Below are 17,287 nucleotides of genomic sequence, written 5' to 3'. Positions count from 1 at the left end.
GGCCCCGGCCGACGGCCGGGGCCCCTCTCGCACGCGGTGGGCGGGTGCGGGTGCGCTAGATGGTGCCCAGCTTGATGATCGACAGCAGGGCGATCAACTGGATCGCGGAGGCGCCCAGCGCCTTCGGCCACGGCAGGTCGTGCGACTTGCTGATCAGCGAGGTGAACAGGGCGCCCGCGGCGACCCAGGTGGCCCAGCCCAGCACCTGGACGACCATGTTGTCGCCGCCGAGGAAGACAGCGAAGAGCAGGCGCGGGGCGTCCGTGATGGACATGACCAGCATCGACAGGCCCACGGTGGGCTGCCAGCTGCCGTCGCCGCCCATCTGGCGGGCCAGGGTGTGCGTGACCGCGCCCAGGAGCAGACCGCAGATGACGAAGGCCACGCCGGCGGACAGCACGATCGGGACGGCCTGCGACAGGGTCGCGTTGATCACGTCCTCGCGGGCGTCGTCGAGGCCGAAGACCGCGAGGAGGCCGTAGAGGAAGGTCACGATCAGCGCCGGACCCCACACGGGGTAGTCGCGCATCTGCAGGAAGGTCGGCCCGGGGCGCGTCACGATGCCGCGGAGCAGTTCCTTCCACGGCAGCCGCGGCCCGGACGGTGCCGCCGGGGCTGCTCCCGCCTGGTAGGTCGCTCCCTGGCCGTACGGGTCCTCGCCGACGGCGAAGACCTGTGTGTGACCCGGGTTGTCGTTCGTGTAGTTCCCGCCGCCCCCGTGGCCGTACGGAGGCTGCTGCGCGTGCGGCTGCTGCTGTCCGTACGGGTCGAAGTACTCCGGCTCGCCGTGGTCCCCGGCGTTCGGCTGCGGCCACTGCTGCTGCGGTGGCGGGCCGCCGACGGGAGGGTAGGCCGGCCGGCCGTACGGCGGCGGTTGCTGCTGACCGTACGACTGCTGCTGCTGCGGGGGTTGTTGTGGACCGCGGTTGTCGTCCCGTCCGCGTCCGATCCTGAATCCAGCCACGTGATCGAACGTACCTGGTCCGGCGGGCCCCGGTGGCCGGGCAGCCGGAACACGCATCCTTTGCGGCTGACCTGTGACATCCCCTAGGGGATCCCCGGGGGGTTGCCCCCACCCCCGGGGATCCTGCATCCCATGTCTGGTTCATGGAGTTGCGGGCTCTTCTGTGGGCTTCTGTTACATATTCGACGGTCTCTCCACATATCGGGCTCGTAGCGTCGTCTCCGTCGGTTCCGTCGCCTCCACGCAGTGCGAACACGTACGAACGAGCACGAGGAAGAGTCCCATCATGCGCAGCATCCGCCGCACCGCCCTCCGTACCGCCGCCGTCGTCGTCGCCGGCGTGGCCTCCGTCCTGGCACTCCCGGGCGGGTCCGCCTTCGCGGACTCTCCGGCCGCGCCCGGGAAGGAGGCGCTGCCGGGTGCCGGGCGGCCGTCGGCCGGGCCGCCCGCCGGAGCCCCGGTCGACCCGGAGCACCGGCCGGCGCCCGAAGTCCGCACCTTCGCCGCCGCCGTGAGGCTGGCGGACGGTTCCGTGGCCAAGGTCTACCGGATCGGCACGAGCCACTTCGAAGCCGGCGTCGTACGGGCGGAGCGACGGCCTGCACGTCGTGCTCCGGCCGGACGGCACCGTGACGTCGTGGCTGGACGGGGAGCCTACTCCGAAGGCGACGCCGCAGCCCAAGCCCGCGGTGAAGAAGCAGGACGTGGTGGAGAGCTCGGTACGGGTCGCCCTGCCGGACGGGCGCATCGCCAAGCTGGTGGACGGCCCGCGCGGCGTGTACGTCGTGGTCTCCACGCCGAACGGCAACGTCCTCGGCACCCTCGACCCGAAGCGCCCGGGTATGCGGCAGGACGGCTGGGCGTACGAGATCGCCCGGGACGGCAAGCGCTTCACCTTCGTCGTCATCGACGGCGCGGGCGGCGGGAACGGCTGGGTGTACGACTTCGACGGCAGGCTGATCGCGAGGTACCCGGCCGACGCGCTGAAGCCGGGGAAGCACCGTGACCGGGCCGTCCCCAGCAGCGGCGGCGCGGCCGCGACGGACGCGGCCGGGCTGGGCTTCGCGGTGATACCGCTCCGGGGCTGACCGGAAACGCCGGAACGGCCGGCCCCCGGGTGGGGCCGGCCGTTCCGCTGTGTCGCCTGCTGTTGGGTCGGCCGACTGGCCGGGTGCCTACCTGGCGTCTCCGGACTTCGCCTCGCCCTGAGCCGGAGCCTCGGGCTCGGCCGTGGGCTCCGCCGACGTCTGCGGCGACGTCGGCTTCTCGGCCTCAGCCTCGGCATCGGCCTCTGCCTCCGGCGCCGCTTCGGCTTCCGGCTTCGCTTCCGGCTTCGCGTCCACCGCCTGCGCGGCCCCGGTCTTCTCAGCCTCGGCATCAGCCGCCGGCGCTGCCGCTGCCGCGGCAGCCGCCTCGGCCTTGGCCTCCGCCTCGGCTTCCGCCTTGGCCTTGGCCTCCGCCTCGGCCTTGGCCTCCTCGGCCGCCTTCGCCTTGGCGGCTGCCTCCGCCGCTGCCGCTGCCGCAGCGGCCTCGGCCTCCGCCTCGGCCGCCAGGGCGGCCAGTTCTTCCTCCGTCGGCCCCGGGGCCTTGACCGACTCCAGCAGGAGCTGGGCCACGTCCACGACCTGGACCGACTCCTTCGCCTGGCCCTCGTTCTTCTTGCCGTTGACCGAGTCGGTCAACATGACCAGGCAGAACGGGCAGGCGGTGGAGACGATGTCGGGGTTCAGGGACAGGGCCTCGTCGACGCGCTCGTTGTTGATGCGCTTGCCGATCCGCTCCTCCATCCACATCCGTGCGCCACCGGCGCCACAACAGAAGCCCCGTTCCTTGTGGCGGTGCATCTCCTGCTGGCGCAGGCCCGGCACGGCCGACATGATCTCGCGCGGCGGCGTGTAGACCTTGTTGTGCCGGCCCAGGTAGCACGGGTCGTGGTACGTGATCAGTCCGTCGACCGGCGTCACCGGCGTCAGCCGGCCCTCGTCGATCAGGTGCTGGAGCAGCTGCGTGTGGTGGATGACCTCGTACTCGCCGCCCAGCTGCGGGTACTCGTTCGCGATGGTGTTGAAGCAGTGCGGGCAGGTCGAGACGATCCGCTTCGCCGACTTCGGCTTACGGGTCGAAGGATCTTCGTCGTCCTCGCCGAACGCCATGTTCAGCATGGCCACGTTCTCCTGGCCCAGCTGCTGGAAGAGCGGCTCGTTGCCCAGGCGGCGCGGCGAGTCGCCGGTGCACTTCTCGTCGCCGCCCATGATCGCGAACTTGACGCCCGCGATGTTCAGGAGCTCCGCGAAGGCCTTCGTGGTCTTCTTGGCCCGGTCCTCCAGGGCGCCGGCGCAGCCGACCCAGTAGAGGTAGTCGAACTCGGAGAGGTCCTCCGCGTCCTTGCCGATGATCGGGACCTCGAAGTCGACCTCCTTCGTCCACTCGACGCGCTGCTTCTTCGCCAGGCCCCAGGGGTTGCCCTTCTTCTCCAGGTTCTTGAGCATCGTGCCCGCCTCGGACGGGAACGCGGACTCGATCATCACCTGGTAGCGGCGCATGTCGACGATGTGGTCGATGTGCTCGATGTCGACCGGGCACTGCTCCACGCAGGCACCGCAGGTCGTGCAGGACCACAGCACGTCCGGGTCGATGACGCCGTTCTCCTCGACCGTGCCGATCAGCGGGCGCTCGGCCTCGGCGAGCGCGGTCGCCGGCACACCGGCCAGCTGCTCCTCGGAGGCCTTCTCCTCGCCCTCCATCGTCTTGCCGCCGCCGGCCAGCAGGTACGGGGCCTTGGCGTGCGCGTGGTCGCGCAGCGACATGATCAGCAGCTTGGGGGACAGCGGCTTGCCCGTGTTCCAGGCGGGGCACTGGGACTGGCAGCGGCCGCACTCGGTGCACGTGGAGAAGTCGAGGATGCCCTTCCAGGAGAACTGCTCGACCTGCGAGACGCCGAAGACGTCGTCCTCGCCCGGGTCCTCGAAGTCGATCTCCTTGCCGCCGCTGGTCATCGGCTGGAGCGCGCCCAGGGCGGTCGCGCCGTCGGCGTTCCGCTTGAACCAGATGTTCGGGAAGCCCAGGAAGCGGTGCCACGCGACACCCATGTTGGTGTTCAGGGAGACCACGATCATCCAGATCAGCGAGGTGCCGATCTTGATCATCGCGGTGAAGTAGATGGCGTTCTGCAGCGCGCTCGGCGACAGCCCCTCGAAGACCGTGACCAGCGGGTACGAGATGAAGTACGCCGGTTCCCAGCCGTCCACGTGGTGGATGGCGCCCTCAAGGCCGCGCAGGCACAGGATCGCGAGGCCGATGGTGAGGATGACGTACTCGACGAAGTACGCCTGCCAGGCCTTCGAGCCGGCGAAGCGCGACTTGCGGCCGGCCCGCGAGGGCAGGCTGAGCAGGCGGATCCCGATCAGGACCAGGATGCCGACGACCGTCATCAGGCCGATGAACTCGATGTACAGCTCGAACGGCAGGAAGCCGCCCAGGACCGGAAGCGTCCAGTCGGCCTGGAAGAGCTGGCCGTAGGCCTGCGCCAGGGTCGGCGGGAGCGTCAGGAAGCCGATCGCGACGAACCAGTGGGCGAAGCCGACGATGCCCCAGCGGTTCATCCGGCTGTGGCCGAGGAACTCCCGGACGAGGGTCAGCGTTCGGGCCTTCGGGTCGTCCGTGCGGCTGCCGGCCGGTACGGGCTGACCGATCTTCACAAAGCGGTAGATCTGCGCCACGGCTCGTGCGAGCAGCGCGACGCCGACCACCGTCAGGACCAGCGACACGATGATCGCGGCGAGTTGCATGGGAGGGCTCCTCGGGCGGCACTTACTAAGCGGTAACTTATGAAGTCAAGGCTTGAGGTTACCCATTCCCGACGCCGCAATGTAGCTGAGTGTGCGGTGATCTGTGTCGCTCAGGCGAGCCTTCGTCGGTAGGCCGCCCGCGGGGTCTGGGCGAGGATCGCCAGGTCCATCCCGAGCCAGTGGTTCTCCACATAATGCCGGTCGAGCAGCGCCATCTCCTCCCAGGGGAGGTCGGAGCGTGCGCTCACCTGCCACAATCCGGTCATTCCGGGGCGTACGAGAAGCCGCTCCGGGCGATCCGTGCGGGCCTCGGGTCGCGGACCGACCAGCGACATCTCGCCGCGGACCACGTTGAGCAACTGGGGGAGGCCGTCGAGCGCGCAGCGCTCCAGCAGGGCGCCCGTCCGGCCCGGCCCGGCCGTGTCGAAGTGCCAGGTCCGAAACGGCCGCCCGGCGAGGCCCGCCGCGGGCCGCCGTGCGAAGGGCCGCCCGCCCCGGGTCGCGTACAGCAGCGCGGTGACGGCCGCGAGCGGCAGGCCCAGCGCGGCGAGCAGGATCACCGCCCCGACGAGGTCGAGCACCCGCTTCGCCGGCGGGGCGGCGGGCCGCCGTGCCCGGAGCCGGGGGGCGGTGAGTGTGAGCGGCATGCCAGCACGCTGCCGCATGTGCGGTGCGGCCCCGGCGCGCCGCGCGGCGCGGGTCCCTCGTCCGGCCGCCCGGTCGTCGGGAGGGCGCGGGGTTGCGCGTAAGCGGCGGCTAAAGGTTGAGTCGACCTGACTCAGTTCTGTTGACGCGAGCGGGTCGATGCGGCATGGTTGAGTCTGTTCCACTCAAGTCACCTGGAGGAATCGAAATGGCACGTGCGGTCGGCATCGACCTGGGCACCACGAACTCCGTCGTCAGCGTTCTGGAAGGCGGCGAGCCCACCGTCATCACCAACGCCGAGGGCGCCAGGACCACGCCGTCCGTCGTCGCCTTCGCCAAGAACGGCGAGGTCCTCGTCGGCGAGGTGGCCAAGCGCCAGGCGGTCACGAACGTGGACCGGACCATCCGTTCCGTCAAGCGCCACATGGGCACTGACTGGAAGATCAACCTGGATGGCAAGGACTTCAACCCGCAGCAGATGAGCGCCTTCATCCTGCAGAAGCTGAAGCGCGACGCCGAGGCCTACCTGGGTGAGAAGGTCACGGACGCGGTCATCACCGTCCCGGCCTACTTCAACGACTCCGAGCGCCAGGCGACCAAGGAGGCCGGCGAGATCGCGGGCCTGAACGTCCTGCGCATCGTCAACGAGCCGACGGCCGCCGCCCTGGCCTACGGTCTCGACAAGGACGACCAGACCATTCTCGTCTTCGACCTCGGTGGCGGCACCTTCGACGTGTCGCTCCTGGAGATCGGTGACGGCGTCGTCGAGGTCAAGGCCACCAACGGTGACAACCACCTCGGTGGTGACGACTGGGACCAGCGCGTCGTCGACTACCTGGTGAAGCAGTTCGCCAACGGCCACGGCGTGGACCTCTCCAAGGACAAGATGGCGCTCCAGCGCCTGCGCGAGGCCGCCGAGAAGGCGAAGATCGAGCTGTCCTCCTCCACGGAGACCTCGATCAACCTGCCGTACATCACCGCGTCCGCCGAGGGCCCGCTGCACCTGGACGAGAAGCTCACGCGCGCCCAGTTCCAGCAGCTGACCGCGGACCTGCTGGACCGCTGCAAGACCCCGTTCCACAACGTCATCAAGGACGCCGGCATCCAGCTGTCCGAGATCGACCACGTGGTCCTGGTCGGCGGCTCCACCCGCATGCCGGCCGTCGCCGAGCTCGTCAAGGAGCTGACCGGCGGCCAGGACGCCAACAAGGGCGTCAACCCGGACGAGGTCGTCGCCATCGGCGCCACCCTCCAGGCCGGTGTCCTCAAGGGTGAGGTCAAGGACGTCCTGCTCCTCGACGTGACCCCGCTGTCCCTCGGCATCGAGACCAAGGGCGGCATCATGACCAAGCTCATCGAGCGCAACACCACGATCCCGACCAAGCGGTCCGAGATCTTCACCACGGCCGAGGACAACCAGCCGTCCGTGCAGATCCAGGTCTACCAGGGCGAGCGCGAGATCGCGGCGTACAACAAGAAGCTCGGCATGTTCGAGCTGACCGGCCTGCCGCCGGCCCCGCGTGGCGTCCCGCAGATCGAGGTCTCCTTCGACATCGACGCCAACGGCATCATGCACGTGACCGCGAAGGACCTCGGCACGGGCAAGGAGCAGAAGATGACCGTCACCGGCGGCTCTTCGCTCGGCAAGGACGAGGTCGACCGCATGCGCCAGGAGGCGGAGCAGTACGCGGACGAGGACCTGCGCCGCAAGGAGGCCGCCGAGTCCCGCAACCAGGGCGAGCAGCTCGTCTACCAGACGGAGAAGTTCCTCAAGGACAACGAGGACAAGGTCCCGGCCGAGGTCAAGACCGAGGTCGAGTCCGCCGTCGCCGAGCTGAAGGAGAAGCTCAAGGGCGAGGACACCGGCGAGATCCGCAGCGCGACCGAGAAGCTCGCCGCGGTCAGCCAGAAGCTCGGCCAGGCGCTCTACGCCGACGCCCAGGCCGCCCAGGGCGCCGCGGGTGCCGCCGCCGGCGACGCGGGCCAGGCCAAGGCCGACGACGACGTCGTCGACGCCGAGATCGTCGACGACGAGAAGCCGAAGGGTGGCGCTGCCTGATGTCGGAGGAGACCCCGGGCTTCGACGAGAAGCCCGAAGTCCCCGCCGACGCCGCTCAGGACGACGCCGAGCCGAAGGCCGCCGACTCCGCCGACACGGCGGAGGGTGCGGCCCCGGCCGGGGACAGCGCACAGGACGTGGCCCTGCTGGCGCAGCTGGACCAGGCCCGTACCGCGCTCGGTGAGCGCACCACGGACCTCCAGCGGCTCCAGGCGGAGTACCAGAACTACCGCCGCCGGGTGGAGCGGGACCGGATCACCGTCAAGGAGATCGCGGTCGCGTCCCTCCTGACGGAGCTCCTGCCCACGCTCGACGACATCGGTCGGGCGCGGGAGCACGGCGAGCTGGTCGGCGGCTTCAAGTCGGTGGCCGAATCGCTGGAGACGGTCGCCGCCAAGATGGGCCTGCAGCAGTTCGGCAAGGAGGGCGAGCCCTTCGACCCGACGGTCCACGAGGCCCTGATGCACTCGTACGCGCCGGACGTCACCGAGACGACCTGCGTGGCGATCCTGCAGCCGGGGTACCGGATCGGCGAGCGTACGATCCGTCCCGCACGGGTCGCGGTGGCCGAGCCCCAGCCGGGCGCGGCCCCCAAGTCCGAGTCCGCGGAGGGCGACAAGCCGTCCGGCGAGGACGCGGATGCAGCCGACAAGGGCTGACGCAGTACACGTAGAGGCAGCGCGGGAGGAGGGACACCGGGGATGAACACGAAGGACTTCGTCGAGAAGGACTACTACAAGGTCCTCGGTGTCCCGAAGGACGCCACCGAGGCCGAGATCAAGAAGGCGTACCGGAAGCTCGCGCGCGAGTTCCACCCGGACGCCAACAAGGGCGACGCCGCCGCCGAGGAGCGCTTCAAGGAGATCTCCGAGGCGAACGACATCCTCGGGGACGCCAAGAAGCGCAAGGAGTACGACGAGGCGCGCGCCCTGTTCGGCAGCGGTGGCTTCCGCCCCGGGCCGGGCGGCGGCGGCTCGTTCAACTTCGACCTGGGCGACCTCTTCGGCGGCACCCAGCAGGGCGGCCAGGCCGGCGGCTTCGGCGGCGGCCTGGGCGACGTCTTCGGCGGCCTCTTCAACCGCGGCGCCGGCCCGGGTGCGGGCACCCGTACCCAGCCGCGCCGCGGCCAGGACATCGAGTCGGAGGTCACCCTCTCCTTCACGGAGGCGGTGGACGGGGCCACGGTCCCGCTCCGGATGTCCTCGCAGGCGCCCTGCAAGGCCTGTTCGGGCACCGGCGACAAGAACGGCACCCCCCGGGTGTGCCCGACCTGCGTCGGCACCGGCCAGGTCTCGCGGGGCAGCGGCGGCGGCTTCTCGCTGACCGACCCCTGCGCGGACTGCAAGGGCCGCGGCCTGATCGCGGAGACCCCGTGTGACGTGTGCAAGGGCAGCGGCCGGGCCCGCAGTTCCCGCACCATGCAGGTCCGGATCCCGGCGGGCGTCTCCGACGGCCAGCGGATCCGGCTGCGCGGCAAGGGCGCTCCGGGCGAGCGGGGCGGTCCGGCCGGCGACCTCTACGTGGTCGTGCACGTCGGCACCCACCCGGTGTTCGGGCGCAAGGACGACAACCTCACGGTGACCGTCCCGGTGACGTTCGCGGAGGCGGCGCTGGGCGCCGACATCAAGGTCCCGACCCTGAACGGCCCGTCGGTCACGCTGAAACTGCCCCCGGGCACCCCGAACGGGCGTACGATGCGGGCCCGCGGCAAGGGGGCGGTCCGCAAGGACGGCACCCGCGGGGACCTGCTGGTCACCGTGGAAGTGGCGGTTCCGACCGAGCTGTCGGACAAGGCCCGCGAGGCGCTGGAGATGTACCGCGAGGCGACGGAGTCGCAGGACCCGCGCTCCGCGCTGTTCGAGTCCGCGAAGGGAGCATGACATGGACGGCCGCCGACGACAGTCTTCCCGTCTGGGAAGCGGTTACCCACTCACCGACGAGACCCCGGTCTACGTGATCTCGGTGGCCGCCCAGCTCTCGGGGCTGCACCCGCAGACCCTCCGCCAGTACGACCGTCTCGGCCTGGTCTCCCCGGACCGTACGGCCGGCCGCGGCCGGCGCTACTCGGCCCGGGACATCGAGCTGCTCCGCACGGTGCAGGCGCTGTCCCAGGACGAGGGCATCAACCTGGCGGGCATCAAGCGGATCATCGAACTGGAGAACCAGGTGGCCGCGCTCCAGCAGCGTGTCGCCGAGCTCTCGGCCGCGGTGGACGGCGCGGCGGCCACCCTGCGGGCCCGCGAGGCCCAGGTGCACGCCTCCTACCGGCGCGACCTGGTCCCGTACCAGCCCCCGCAGCCGGGCAGCGCCCTGGTCGTCTGGCGCCCGAGCCCCAAGCGCCCGATGGACTGAGCGGCGCTCCGCGCCCGCGCAATCGAGAAGGCCCCGCCCGGATGATTCCGGGCGGGGCTTCTTCGTGCTCAGTGCTTCCCTGCGTTATTTCTCAACCAAGTAGGTTGCTCATGGACGAGAAAGTCAGAACGACACCTATGACCCCCGTAGCCAAACGGATCACCGTCGGGCTGAATCCTGCGCCAGGAGTAACGGGGCTGCGGTCCATCGAATACTGGAAAATTCGATAGGCGCAGTCTCGGACATTGAATGCGATGGACAGAGTCACTACCGCCATTATTCCTTGCCAGATGGCGTGCAAGTAGCCGACCGCTTCACCCTGGGCGGCTGTGATCATGATGTCCTCTTTCGTTAAACGAAACATGATACTGGAGTAAAGTGGCGGCGTTCGGACCGATCGCGGCGCAGTGTCGGCCGGAACGTTACCAGAGGTGCAAGAAGTCACCCACGTGGTCGAATACAGTTCCCACTGTTGCGATGTGCGTCTTCCCGGAGCCGAAGTTGCCACCCAGGCCAACATTGAGACCGCCCGAGGTGGTCACGCCGTGCACGATGTCTCCACGTTCGTTTCTGGTCCCGAAGGTGCCCCGATGACTGAGAGTCAGAGGCCCGAGGGTGCCACCCACACCTGCGGCCTCCCCTCTTACCTGATCAACTGAGTCCGCGTTGCTGAACACGAGCCCCGCGGTGATACCCACCCCGGCTTCAAGGCCTGCTTGCTCTTCTGTGACGGCGGCCAGGGCGTAGTCGTCGCCCACTCGCATGAAGCACCCGGATCCCTCGAACCCGGCGCCGAACGTGGCGTTGGCGCTCACGCAAACGCCAGAAGTCTTGCTGTAGGACATTACATACGAAGCCGCATTTTTGATCGATTTCCCAGCTTCCTTGATCCGGCCTGAGGAATTTCCGTAGGAGAACAGACCGAGACTCGCGGCCCCTTGACAGAAGGCGCCCTCCTGATCCTTGGGGAGGTAGCACTTCTCCGTACTCAGCCAGGCGTTCAGCCGCTCCACATAGGTCTTCTTGGTGGGGTAGCGGATCTTCAGTTCCTTGTCGGAGAGGAGCCGCCCGCCGTTGACGTGGATGTTGCCGCGCTTGTCGACGGTGACGGTGACCTTGGGCTTGTCGTTCTTGCCCTCGGATTTATTGTGCTCCTCAATGGTCTTTCCGTTGGTTTCACCGCCGCCACCGCAGTAGCCGTACCCGAAGCAGCTTTCGAGACCCGTCGGGTCCATCTGCGAGATCGGGTTGTTGTTCGCGTAGTTGTACCCGTTCATCTGGAGCGGGTTGGTGATGTCGATGATCGGGTCGACGGAGATGAAGCGGCCGGTGGCCGGTTCGTATTCGCGGGCGCCGATGTGGGTGAGGCCGGTGCTCGCGTCGTCGTTGCCGGTGCCGAGGAAGGTACGGCTGCCGGGCCAGTTGTTGACCGGGTTGCCGCGGGTGTTGCCGTACGGGTCGAACTTGCGGCGGGTGACCGGCTGTCCCGTCGACTGCTCGACCGCGACGGTCGCCGTGTTGTGGTGGTCGGCCAGCAGGACGGTCAGCTTGTGGCCGGTCGCCTTGCCGTCGGTCTGCCGGGTGGTGGTGACACCGCCGGGACCGCTGTAGTAGCGGACGGCGTCGATGGCCTGCCCGGCCTTGTTCACGGTGAACTCGGTCTCGCCGAGGTAGAGCGTCCGGCCGGTGCCCGTCTCCTCGATGAGGCGGTTGCCGTTCGCGTCGTAGATGTACTTGGTGGAGTGCTCGGCCGGGTTCCACTTCTGATTGGTGCCGTTGTTGCAGGCGTAGACCAGAAGGTCGGTGCCGTCCGCGGCATTGCCGTTCGGGACGTCGACGCAGGCGTTGGCGTCCTCGTTGTAGAGGGCCTTGTCGGTGTCGCTGCGGTGGACGAACTCCTGCGCGACGCCACCGTTGCAGGTGGCCAGAACCGCCTTGCCGTCCAGGACGGTCAGGCACTTGTCCAGTGCGCGGACCGTGTTGCCGGTCAGGCGCCACTCCTGAGCCTTGGAGGTGTTGCAGGGCCACAGCTGGACGGGGGTGTTGTCCGCGGTGCGGCCCCCTTCGACGTCGAGGCACTTGCCGGCCAGGCCGGTGATGGCGACGGCGCCGATGCCGGGGCTTGACGCCTCGGTCAGCTTGTTGTTGCGGTCCCAGGTCAGGGCCTGGGTGTCGGCGTCGATCTTCCGTGACGTGGTGTTGCCGGCCGCGTCGTACTCGTAGGTGGAGCGGGACAGGAGGGTCGTCCCCTGCTTCTTCTCCGCCTTGGAGAGGGCGTGCGGCTTGGTGGTCGCGACCGGCGGCTGGCCGCCGCCGGGGCCGACGCCGTAGGTGTACGTCGTCGTCTGGTCCAGTGCCGGGTCGGTGAGGTGGTGGTTCACCAGCTGGGTGCGGTTGCCGATGGCGTCGAACGCGTACGACTGCCAGTAGCCGTCACCGTCCGGGCCGGCGGTGACGTCGCTCAGGGAGGGCCCCGTGCACGCGGACGTCTTGCCGGTCCAGGCCTTGGTGAGCTGTCCCAGCGGGCTGTACGCGAAGCACTGCCGGTCGATCAGGCCGCCGGGGCGGGTGTCCGTGATCGAGGTGGGGTTGCCCGCCACGTCGTAGCCGTAGGACAGTTCCGAGATCCGGTGATCGTTCGGGGTCTCCCGGTCGGCGATCGCCCTGGTGACACGGCCCGTGTTCGGGTCGTGCATCGTGGTCGTCCACACCCGGTTCGGAGCCTGGCCCGACGCGGTGCGCAGGACCTCGCCGAAGGGGCTGTACAGCACCTCGCCGGTGTACCAGGACAGGCCCGACACGGTCTGCGGCAGGCCGTCGGTGTTGTACCGGGTGATCAGCTTCTCGGCGGCGAGGCCGCCCGGGGTGGCCGGCAGCGTCGTCGACTGGACCGCGCCCGTGGGGGTGTAGGTGGTGCTGTAGGTGTACGTGCCGGCCAGGCCCTTGGTGGCGGCCTTGTCCGGGATGGTGATCTTCGAACCGGTGGGCCGGTACTCGCTGTCGTAACCGGTGATCTGGCTCTTGTACGCCGTCTCGCCGTCCGCCTCCGTGCGGGTGTACGAGGTGGCGGAGACGGGCTTGCCCTTGCCTCCCGCCAGCGTGTCGTACGTCCACGAGGCCGTCAGCGGACCGGTCGCCGACTCCTCGCGCGACTCCGTCTTGCGGCCGAGCTTGTCGTAGACGTGGTAGGTCCGCTTGCCGGCGGCGTTCTGCGCCCACTCCTGCTGGTCGAGGGTGTTGTAGCCGAAGGAGGCCGCACCCATGTCCGGGTCGGTGGAGCCGGTCAGGCGGCCGCGGGCGTCGTAGGTGTACGTCCACTCGTTGGTGAGGGCGTCGGTGACCTTTGCCAGCTTCCCGCGGACGTCGTACGTGTAAGTGGTGTCGTTCCAAGTGGTCAGGTCGCTGGCCGTGGCCCTCTGGATCCGTGTCGTGCGGTTCAGCGCGTCGGTCCACGTCTTGGTGGACTGGCTGCCCGGCAGCGCGGTCGTGCCGTCCGCCGACATGCCGCCGCGCTGGAGGGTCCAGTTGCCACCGTACGCGGCGGTGTCGGAGTGGTGGTCGTTTCCTCCGAGGAGGGTGGTGGTGCGCACGGGTCGGCCGAGGCCGTCGTATGCGGTCGTGGTGGCGTTCGGGACGTGGAAGTCGGTCTCGGGGACGAAGATCTTCCGGTTCGGCTCGCCCTCCGCGTAGTAGGCGTTGTTGGTCCGGCGGACGGTGCCGTTCGCGTTGTACAGCTTGTCGCTCACCACGCGGCCGCCGCCGACGGCCTCCGTCTGGGTCTGGCGCGGGCGCAGCAGGCCGTCGTAGATCTCGACGGAGCTCTCGTAGGTGCCGTTGTCCCGCAGGATGCGAGAGGTGACGGCCGGGGGCTCGTGCTCCGAGACCTGGTAGTCGAAGGTCTGCCGGGCCTTGTCGGAGGCCGGGTTCTGGGAAGGCGTCCAGACCGCGGTGGTCCGACCCAGAGCGTCGTACTCGGAGGTGATCTTCCGGTTGTTCTGGTCGGTGACCTCCAGGACGAGGCCCCGGCCCGGGTCGAGCTTGGTGGTCGACTTGTGGTTCAGGGCATTCGTGGCGCTCTGGGTGAACACCGGCCCGGTCGTCGGGTTGAACGTGGTGGTGACGGCGTTCCCGGCAGGATCGTAGGTCTTGACCGTTCGGCCGAGGGAGTCGTACTCGAAGCGTCCGGTGGTGATCCAGCCGGTGCCCGCTCCGTCCTGGGTGTCCGTCTGGAAGACCAGTCCCTTGACGGGCGCGGTGCCGAAGGCGTTCAGCGCGTCGTACGAGGTGCGGGTTGTGGAGAGCACGGTGCCGGTCGCGGCCTGGGCGCAGGTGCCGACCGTGGCGCTCACCTCCTGCGCCAGTCCGATCAGATGCTTGGCGGTGTTGTGCACGTATTCGGTGGTGGTGCAGACCTGGTCCTGGACCGTCCAGCCGCCCGAGCCGTTCGACGTGGCCGCCTCGGCCTCCGAGGTGGCCTCCAGACCGTAGGTGGGCTCGAAGGTGTCGATCACGCGGTTGCGTCGGGTCCCGCCGTCGATCGCCTCGTACTGGTCGGTCTGCTTGGTGTTGACGCGGAAGGCGTCCAGGGCCGTGGTGCCGGGGCGGGCCTGGGTGGCCCTCTTCGTGCTCTCGTACCGGGTCACCTCGCGGGCGGCGACGGTGCCGCCGGTTCCTGCCTTCGTGTAGGTGAGGGTTTCCGCGATCTTGCCCGCGTACTGGCGCAGGTCGTCGCCGAGCGTCTCGCCGGTGGAGTCCTTGACCGTGATCACGGCCCGGCCGGCGTCGCCGGACATGCCCCGGAAGTAGCGGGTCTCCGTCCGGGACTCCTGGGTGGCCTCACGTGCGACCGCGGTGTCGGTGGCGCCCTTGGTGGTGATCACCGTCGCGTAGCCGCGCCACTGGTTGTAGGTGCGCAGCTCCGGCTTGGTGAACGGGTCGTCGTCCTTGGCCCAGGCCGCGCCGTCCTTGTACTGGTAGGAGGTCTTGACGTCGGGCTGGCGGGCGACGCGGTCCTTCTCGACGACCTCTTCGACGACGTACTTGTTGAACCACTCCAGCGGCGGGTCCTTCAGGTCGCCGTCAGGGGACCAGTGCGTGGGGAAGCAGCGGCTGGTGTTCTCCTCGGGCTTGGTGCTGATGGGGCCGACCGGGCACGGATCGGAGTAGTTGACGTGGATCTCGCCGCCGGTCTCGTTGCGGATGGTCTCCACCCGCAGCCGGTCGAAGTCCGGGGTCGCGTCCTCCGCGCTCTTGGCGACGCGGTTGGGCATGTCCTGCTCGTTCGCGAGGAACGAGACCGCCGGCAGCGGGGCGGTGACCAGGTTGCCGCTGCCGTCCTTCTTGGTGCTGTAGCCGGTGCGCTTGATCGACTCCAGCCACAGCGGCGGGTGGGTGTCGGTGCGCTGCTTCGGGAACGACTGGGTCAGGGCCCAGTGGTCGACCTCGGTGAGGGCGGTGCTGCCCTCGGTGCGCTGCGCGAAGGTGGTGATGCCGGTCAGGCGCTTGCGGGACCAGAAGGAGGGCACCGAGACCTGGCAGGTCGTTGCGGAGAAGGTGCAGTTCAGTGTGGACGGGGTGTCCCACCAGGGCTGCTTCTTCTCGTAGTCCTTCGACTCGAAGTCGGTTTTCGCGCACGCCGACTTGCCTTCGGCCGGGATGCAGCGCTCGTCCGTGTAGAACGCGACGCGGGCGGCCGGCGGTCCGGACAGGTCGTTCGAGCGCAGGCCGTAGGTGATCTGGGTCGGGTGGCCGCCGCGGATGTAGCCGACCTTGGCGGGGTCCTTCTCCGTGTACTGCTCGTTCTTCGAGTAGCGGTTCTCCTCCGGTTCCCAGTCGATGACGAGGGCATTGCCGTGGACGTCCTCGACGTAGTCGAGGTTCCACCGCCAGGCCTGCTTGCAGGAGGAGTCCGCGAAGGCGTCCGCGTGGCAGGGCTCGCCGGTGTGGTTGCCGAACACCGGCACGTTGAAGACGGACTTGGTCACCGGGCGTGAGCCGGAGCCGTCGACGTCGTGGCGGCCGAAGAAGTAGCGCGTGCCGTCCCGGGTGGTGACGACCCAGTACTCGTTGTCCTTGGCACCGTTGACGACGTTCGGGTCGGTGAGGCGTTCGACCCGGGATCCGTCGTCGTCGGCCGGGATCCACTTGCCGGAGTCAGCGTGGTACACGAGTGCCGTGGTGTTGCCGCCGAGTGACATCACCATGTTGTCGCCGGCCCAGCAGAGGTCGTTCTTCTTCTTGTCGGCGTCGTTGTCGTTGTTGGGCGCCCCGGGCGACGGTTCCAGGTCGTCCGAGCAGGAACGGTAGCGCCGCTCGATGAAACCGGGGTGGTAGTCCCAGCCGTCACCGATCCAGGAGGCCTGCCCGTTGGCGACCGAGGTCTTGCCGTCGACCGCTTGGGAGCTGTACGAGAGGGCGATCTTGGGTGCGGGGCCCGCCGGCGCCTGCGGGACGCCCACCGGATAGCTCCAGGAGAACCCGCCGCCGCTGCCGCCCGCGCTCCAGGTGCCGGAGGGGGAGAGGGAGGTGGCTTTGTACGTGCCGCCCGCCCCGGAGGCGGAGTCGGTCGCGGCCAGCACGGTGGGACCGCCTCCGCCAGTCAGGGCCATCGTGCGCAGTCCCTGACCGGGCGCGGTGGCCGGGTCGACGGTCGCCCGGACCGTACCCGTCTCCGGGTCATTGGTGCTCGGGACGGTCTTTGCTCTGCTGCAGTCGGGAATCTCCGGCGTCGTGAGGAAGCACGTGGGGAGCTGCTTGATCTCCAGCCGGGAGGCCCACTCGGTGCCGTACAGGTCCTTGAACTGCTTGTAGTCAAGCTGAACGTCGACCGGAGTCGAGCCCTCGGCCGGCGGCGTGACCTTGATGATCGCACCGTCCAGACCGGCTGCCTCGGTCGTCTCGCGGTCCTTGACCTCCACCGACCAGGTACCGGACGGCGCCGGGGGAGTCGGGTCGGCCTCGGTCGGGGAAGCCTTGCCGATCATGACGGGCAGCGTGCCCGCCTGGACCAGGTCTATCCCGCTTTCGGGGCCGAGTTGGACGGGCTCGCTCCCCCCCTTCGGCGGCTCCTCCTTTTTCGGCTCGTACTCCTCTGCAGGCTCGGCCGCATCGCCGTCCCAGCCTTCGAGCTTCGCAGCCTCGACCTTGTCGAGCTTCGCCTTCACCTCCTCCTGGAGGCCCGGCAGCTCGACGCCGATCCGGTTGCCGGGTGGTGCCGCCCACGCCTGGGTGGGCAGAAGAGTGGACACCAGGACCACGGAGAGCGCGATCCCGGTGCGCGCCAGATGTTTGCGCGCCTTCCCGTTTCCGGGTAGGCGCAAATTACGCGCCGCAAAGGGCGACATGTGTACCCCCCATACCGCTGCGGCCCGGACGTCGAAAATTCGGGCGGCAGGGAATTGACAAATTGCCAGCAGATCTTGGGGGTGGCGTACGGGGTAAGTCCACTCCAAGCCAGGGGTGAGTGAGCTACATCACGCG

At 69.0% G+C, this 17,287-nt stretch carries 9 protein-coding genes and 1 pseudogene; 5 read left to right on the top strand and 5 right to left on the bottom strand.

The window, feature by feature from the left end; genetic code table 11:
- Nucleotides 1-55 precede the first annotated feature (55 nt).
- Entirely contained in the window at nucleotides 56-964 is a 909-nt protein-coding gene (locus ACFW2G_RS02845) for a Yip1 family protein (RefSeq protein WP_037920765.1), read from the bottom strand.
- Between the two features lie 629 nt (nucleotides 965-1,593).
- Between ACFW2G_RS02845 and ACFW2G_RS02840 the strand changes: the two genes are divergently transcribed.
- On the top strand, nucleotides 1,594-2,052 hold the full coding sequence (locus ACFW2G_RS02840; RefSeq protein WP_384581274.1) for a hypothetical protein: 459 nt from the start codon (nucleotides 1,594-1,596) through the stop codon (nucleotides 2,050-2,052).
- 477 nt (nucleotides 2,053-2,529) lie between these two features.
- On the opposite strand, the pseudogene ACFW2G_RS02835 reads toward ACFW2G_RS02840, so the two are convergent.
- Nucleotides 2,530-4,752: pseudogene (locus tag ACFW2G_RS02835) on the bottom strand ((Fe-S)-binding protein); the annotation flags it as partial.
- Between the two features lie 110 nt (nucleotides 4,753-4,862).
- Complete coding sequence (locus ACFW2G_RS02830) at nucleotides 4,863-5,399, bottom strand: sugar transferase (RefSeq protein WP_384581272.1); 537 nt, start codon at nucleotides 5,397-5,399, stop codon at nucleotides 4,863-4,865.
- Nucleotides 5,400-5,605: 206 nt separating this feature from the next.
- On the opposite strand from ACFW2G_RS02830, the gene dnaK reads away from it, so the two are divergent.
- Genes dnaK through ACFW2G_RS02810 form a run of 4 tightly spaced genes read left to right on the top strand, consistent with a single transcriptional unit; the run spans nucleotide 5,606 to nucleotide 9,808 of the window.
- On the top strand, nucleotides 5,606-7,456 hold the full coding sequence (gene dnaK, locus ACFW2G_RS02825) for a molecular chaperone DnaK (RefSeq protein WP_384581269.1): 1,851 nt from the start codon (nucleotides 5,606-5,608) through the stop codon (nucleotides 7,454-7,456).
- Nucleotides 7,456-8,115, top strand: a complete 660-nt coding sequence (grpE, locus tag ACFW2G_RS02820) for a nucleotide exchange factor GrpE (protein ID WP_037920772.1) — start codon at nucleotides 7,456-7,458, stop codon at nucleotides 8,113-8,115. The genes dnaK and grpE overlap by 1 nt, the downstream gene beginning before the upstream one ends.
- Before the next feature lie 42 nt (nucleotides 8,116-8,157).
- A complete protein-coding gene (gene dnaJ / locus ACFW2G_RS02815) occupies nucleotides 8,158-9,336 on the top strand; it encodes a molecular chaperone DnaJ (protein ID WP_037920774.1) in 1,179 nt (392 codons plus the stop codon).
- A 1-nt stretch (nucleotide 9,337) separates the two neighbouring features.
- Nucleotides 9,338-9,808, top strand: coding sequence for a heat shock protein transcriptional repressor HspR (locus tag ACFW2G_RS02810; protein ID WP_384445991.1), 471 nt, complete (start codon nucleotides 9,338-9,340; stop codon nucleotides 9,806-9,808).
- Between the two features lie 91 nt (nucleotides 9,809-9,899).
- Here the strand turns inward: ACFW2G_RS02810 and ACFW2G_RS02805 are convergent, their stop codons facing one another.
- On the bottom strand, nucleotides 9,900-10,145 hold the full coding sequence (locus ACFW2G_RS02805; RefSeq protein WP_384445992.1) for a hypothetical protein: 246 nt from the start codon (nucleotides 10,143-10,145) through the stop codon (nucleotides 9,900-9,902).
- 85 nt (nucleotides 10,146-10,230) lie between these two features.
- Entirely contained in the window at nucleotides 10,231-17,055 is a 6,825-nt protein-coding gene (locus tag ACFW2G_RS02800) for a ricin-type beta-trefoil lectin domain protein (RefSeq protein WP_384445993.1), read from the bottom strand.
- Nucleotides 17,056-17,287 lie beyond the last annotated feature (232 nt).

The sequence above is a fragment of the Streptomyces sp. NPDC058880 genome (assembly GCF_042742535.1).
Taxonomy (GTDB): domain Bacteria; phylum Actinomycetota; class Actinomycetes; order Streptomycetales; family Streptomycetaceae; genus Streptomyces.
Note: the sequence above shows the minus strand (reverse complement) of the source record. Positions and strands in the feature narration are given on the sequence as shown.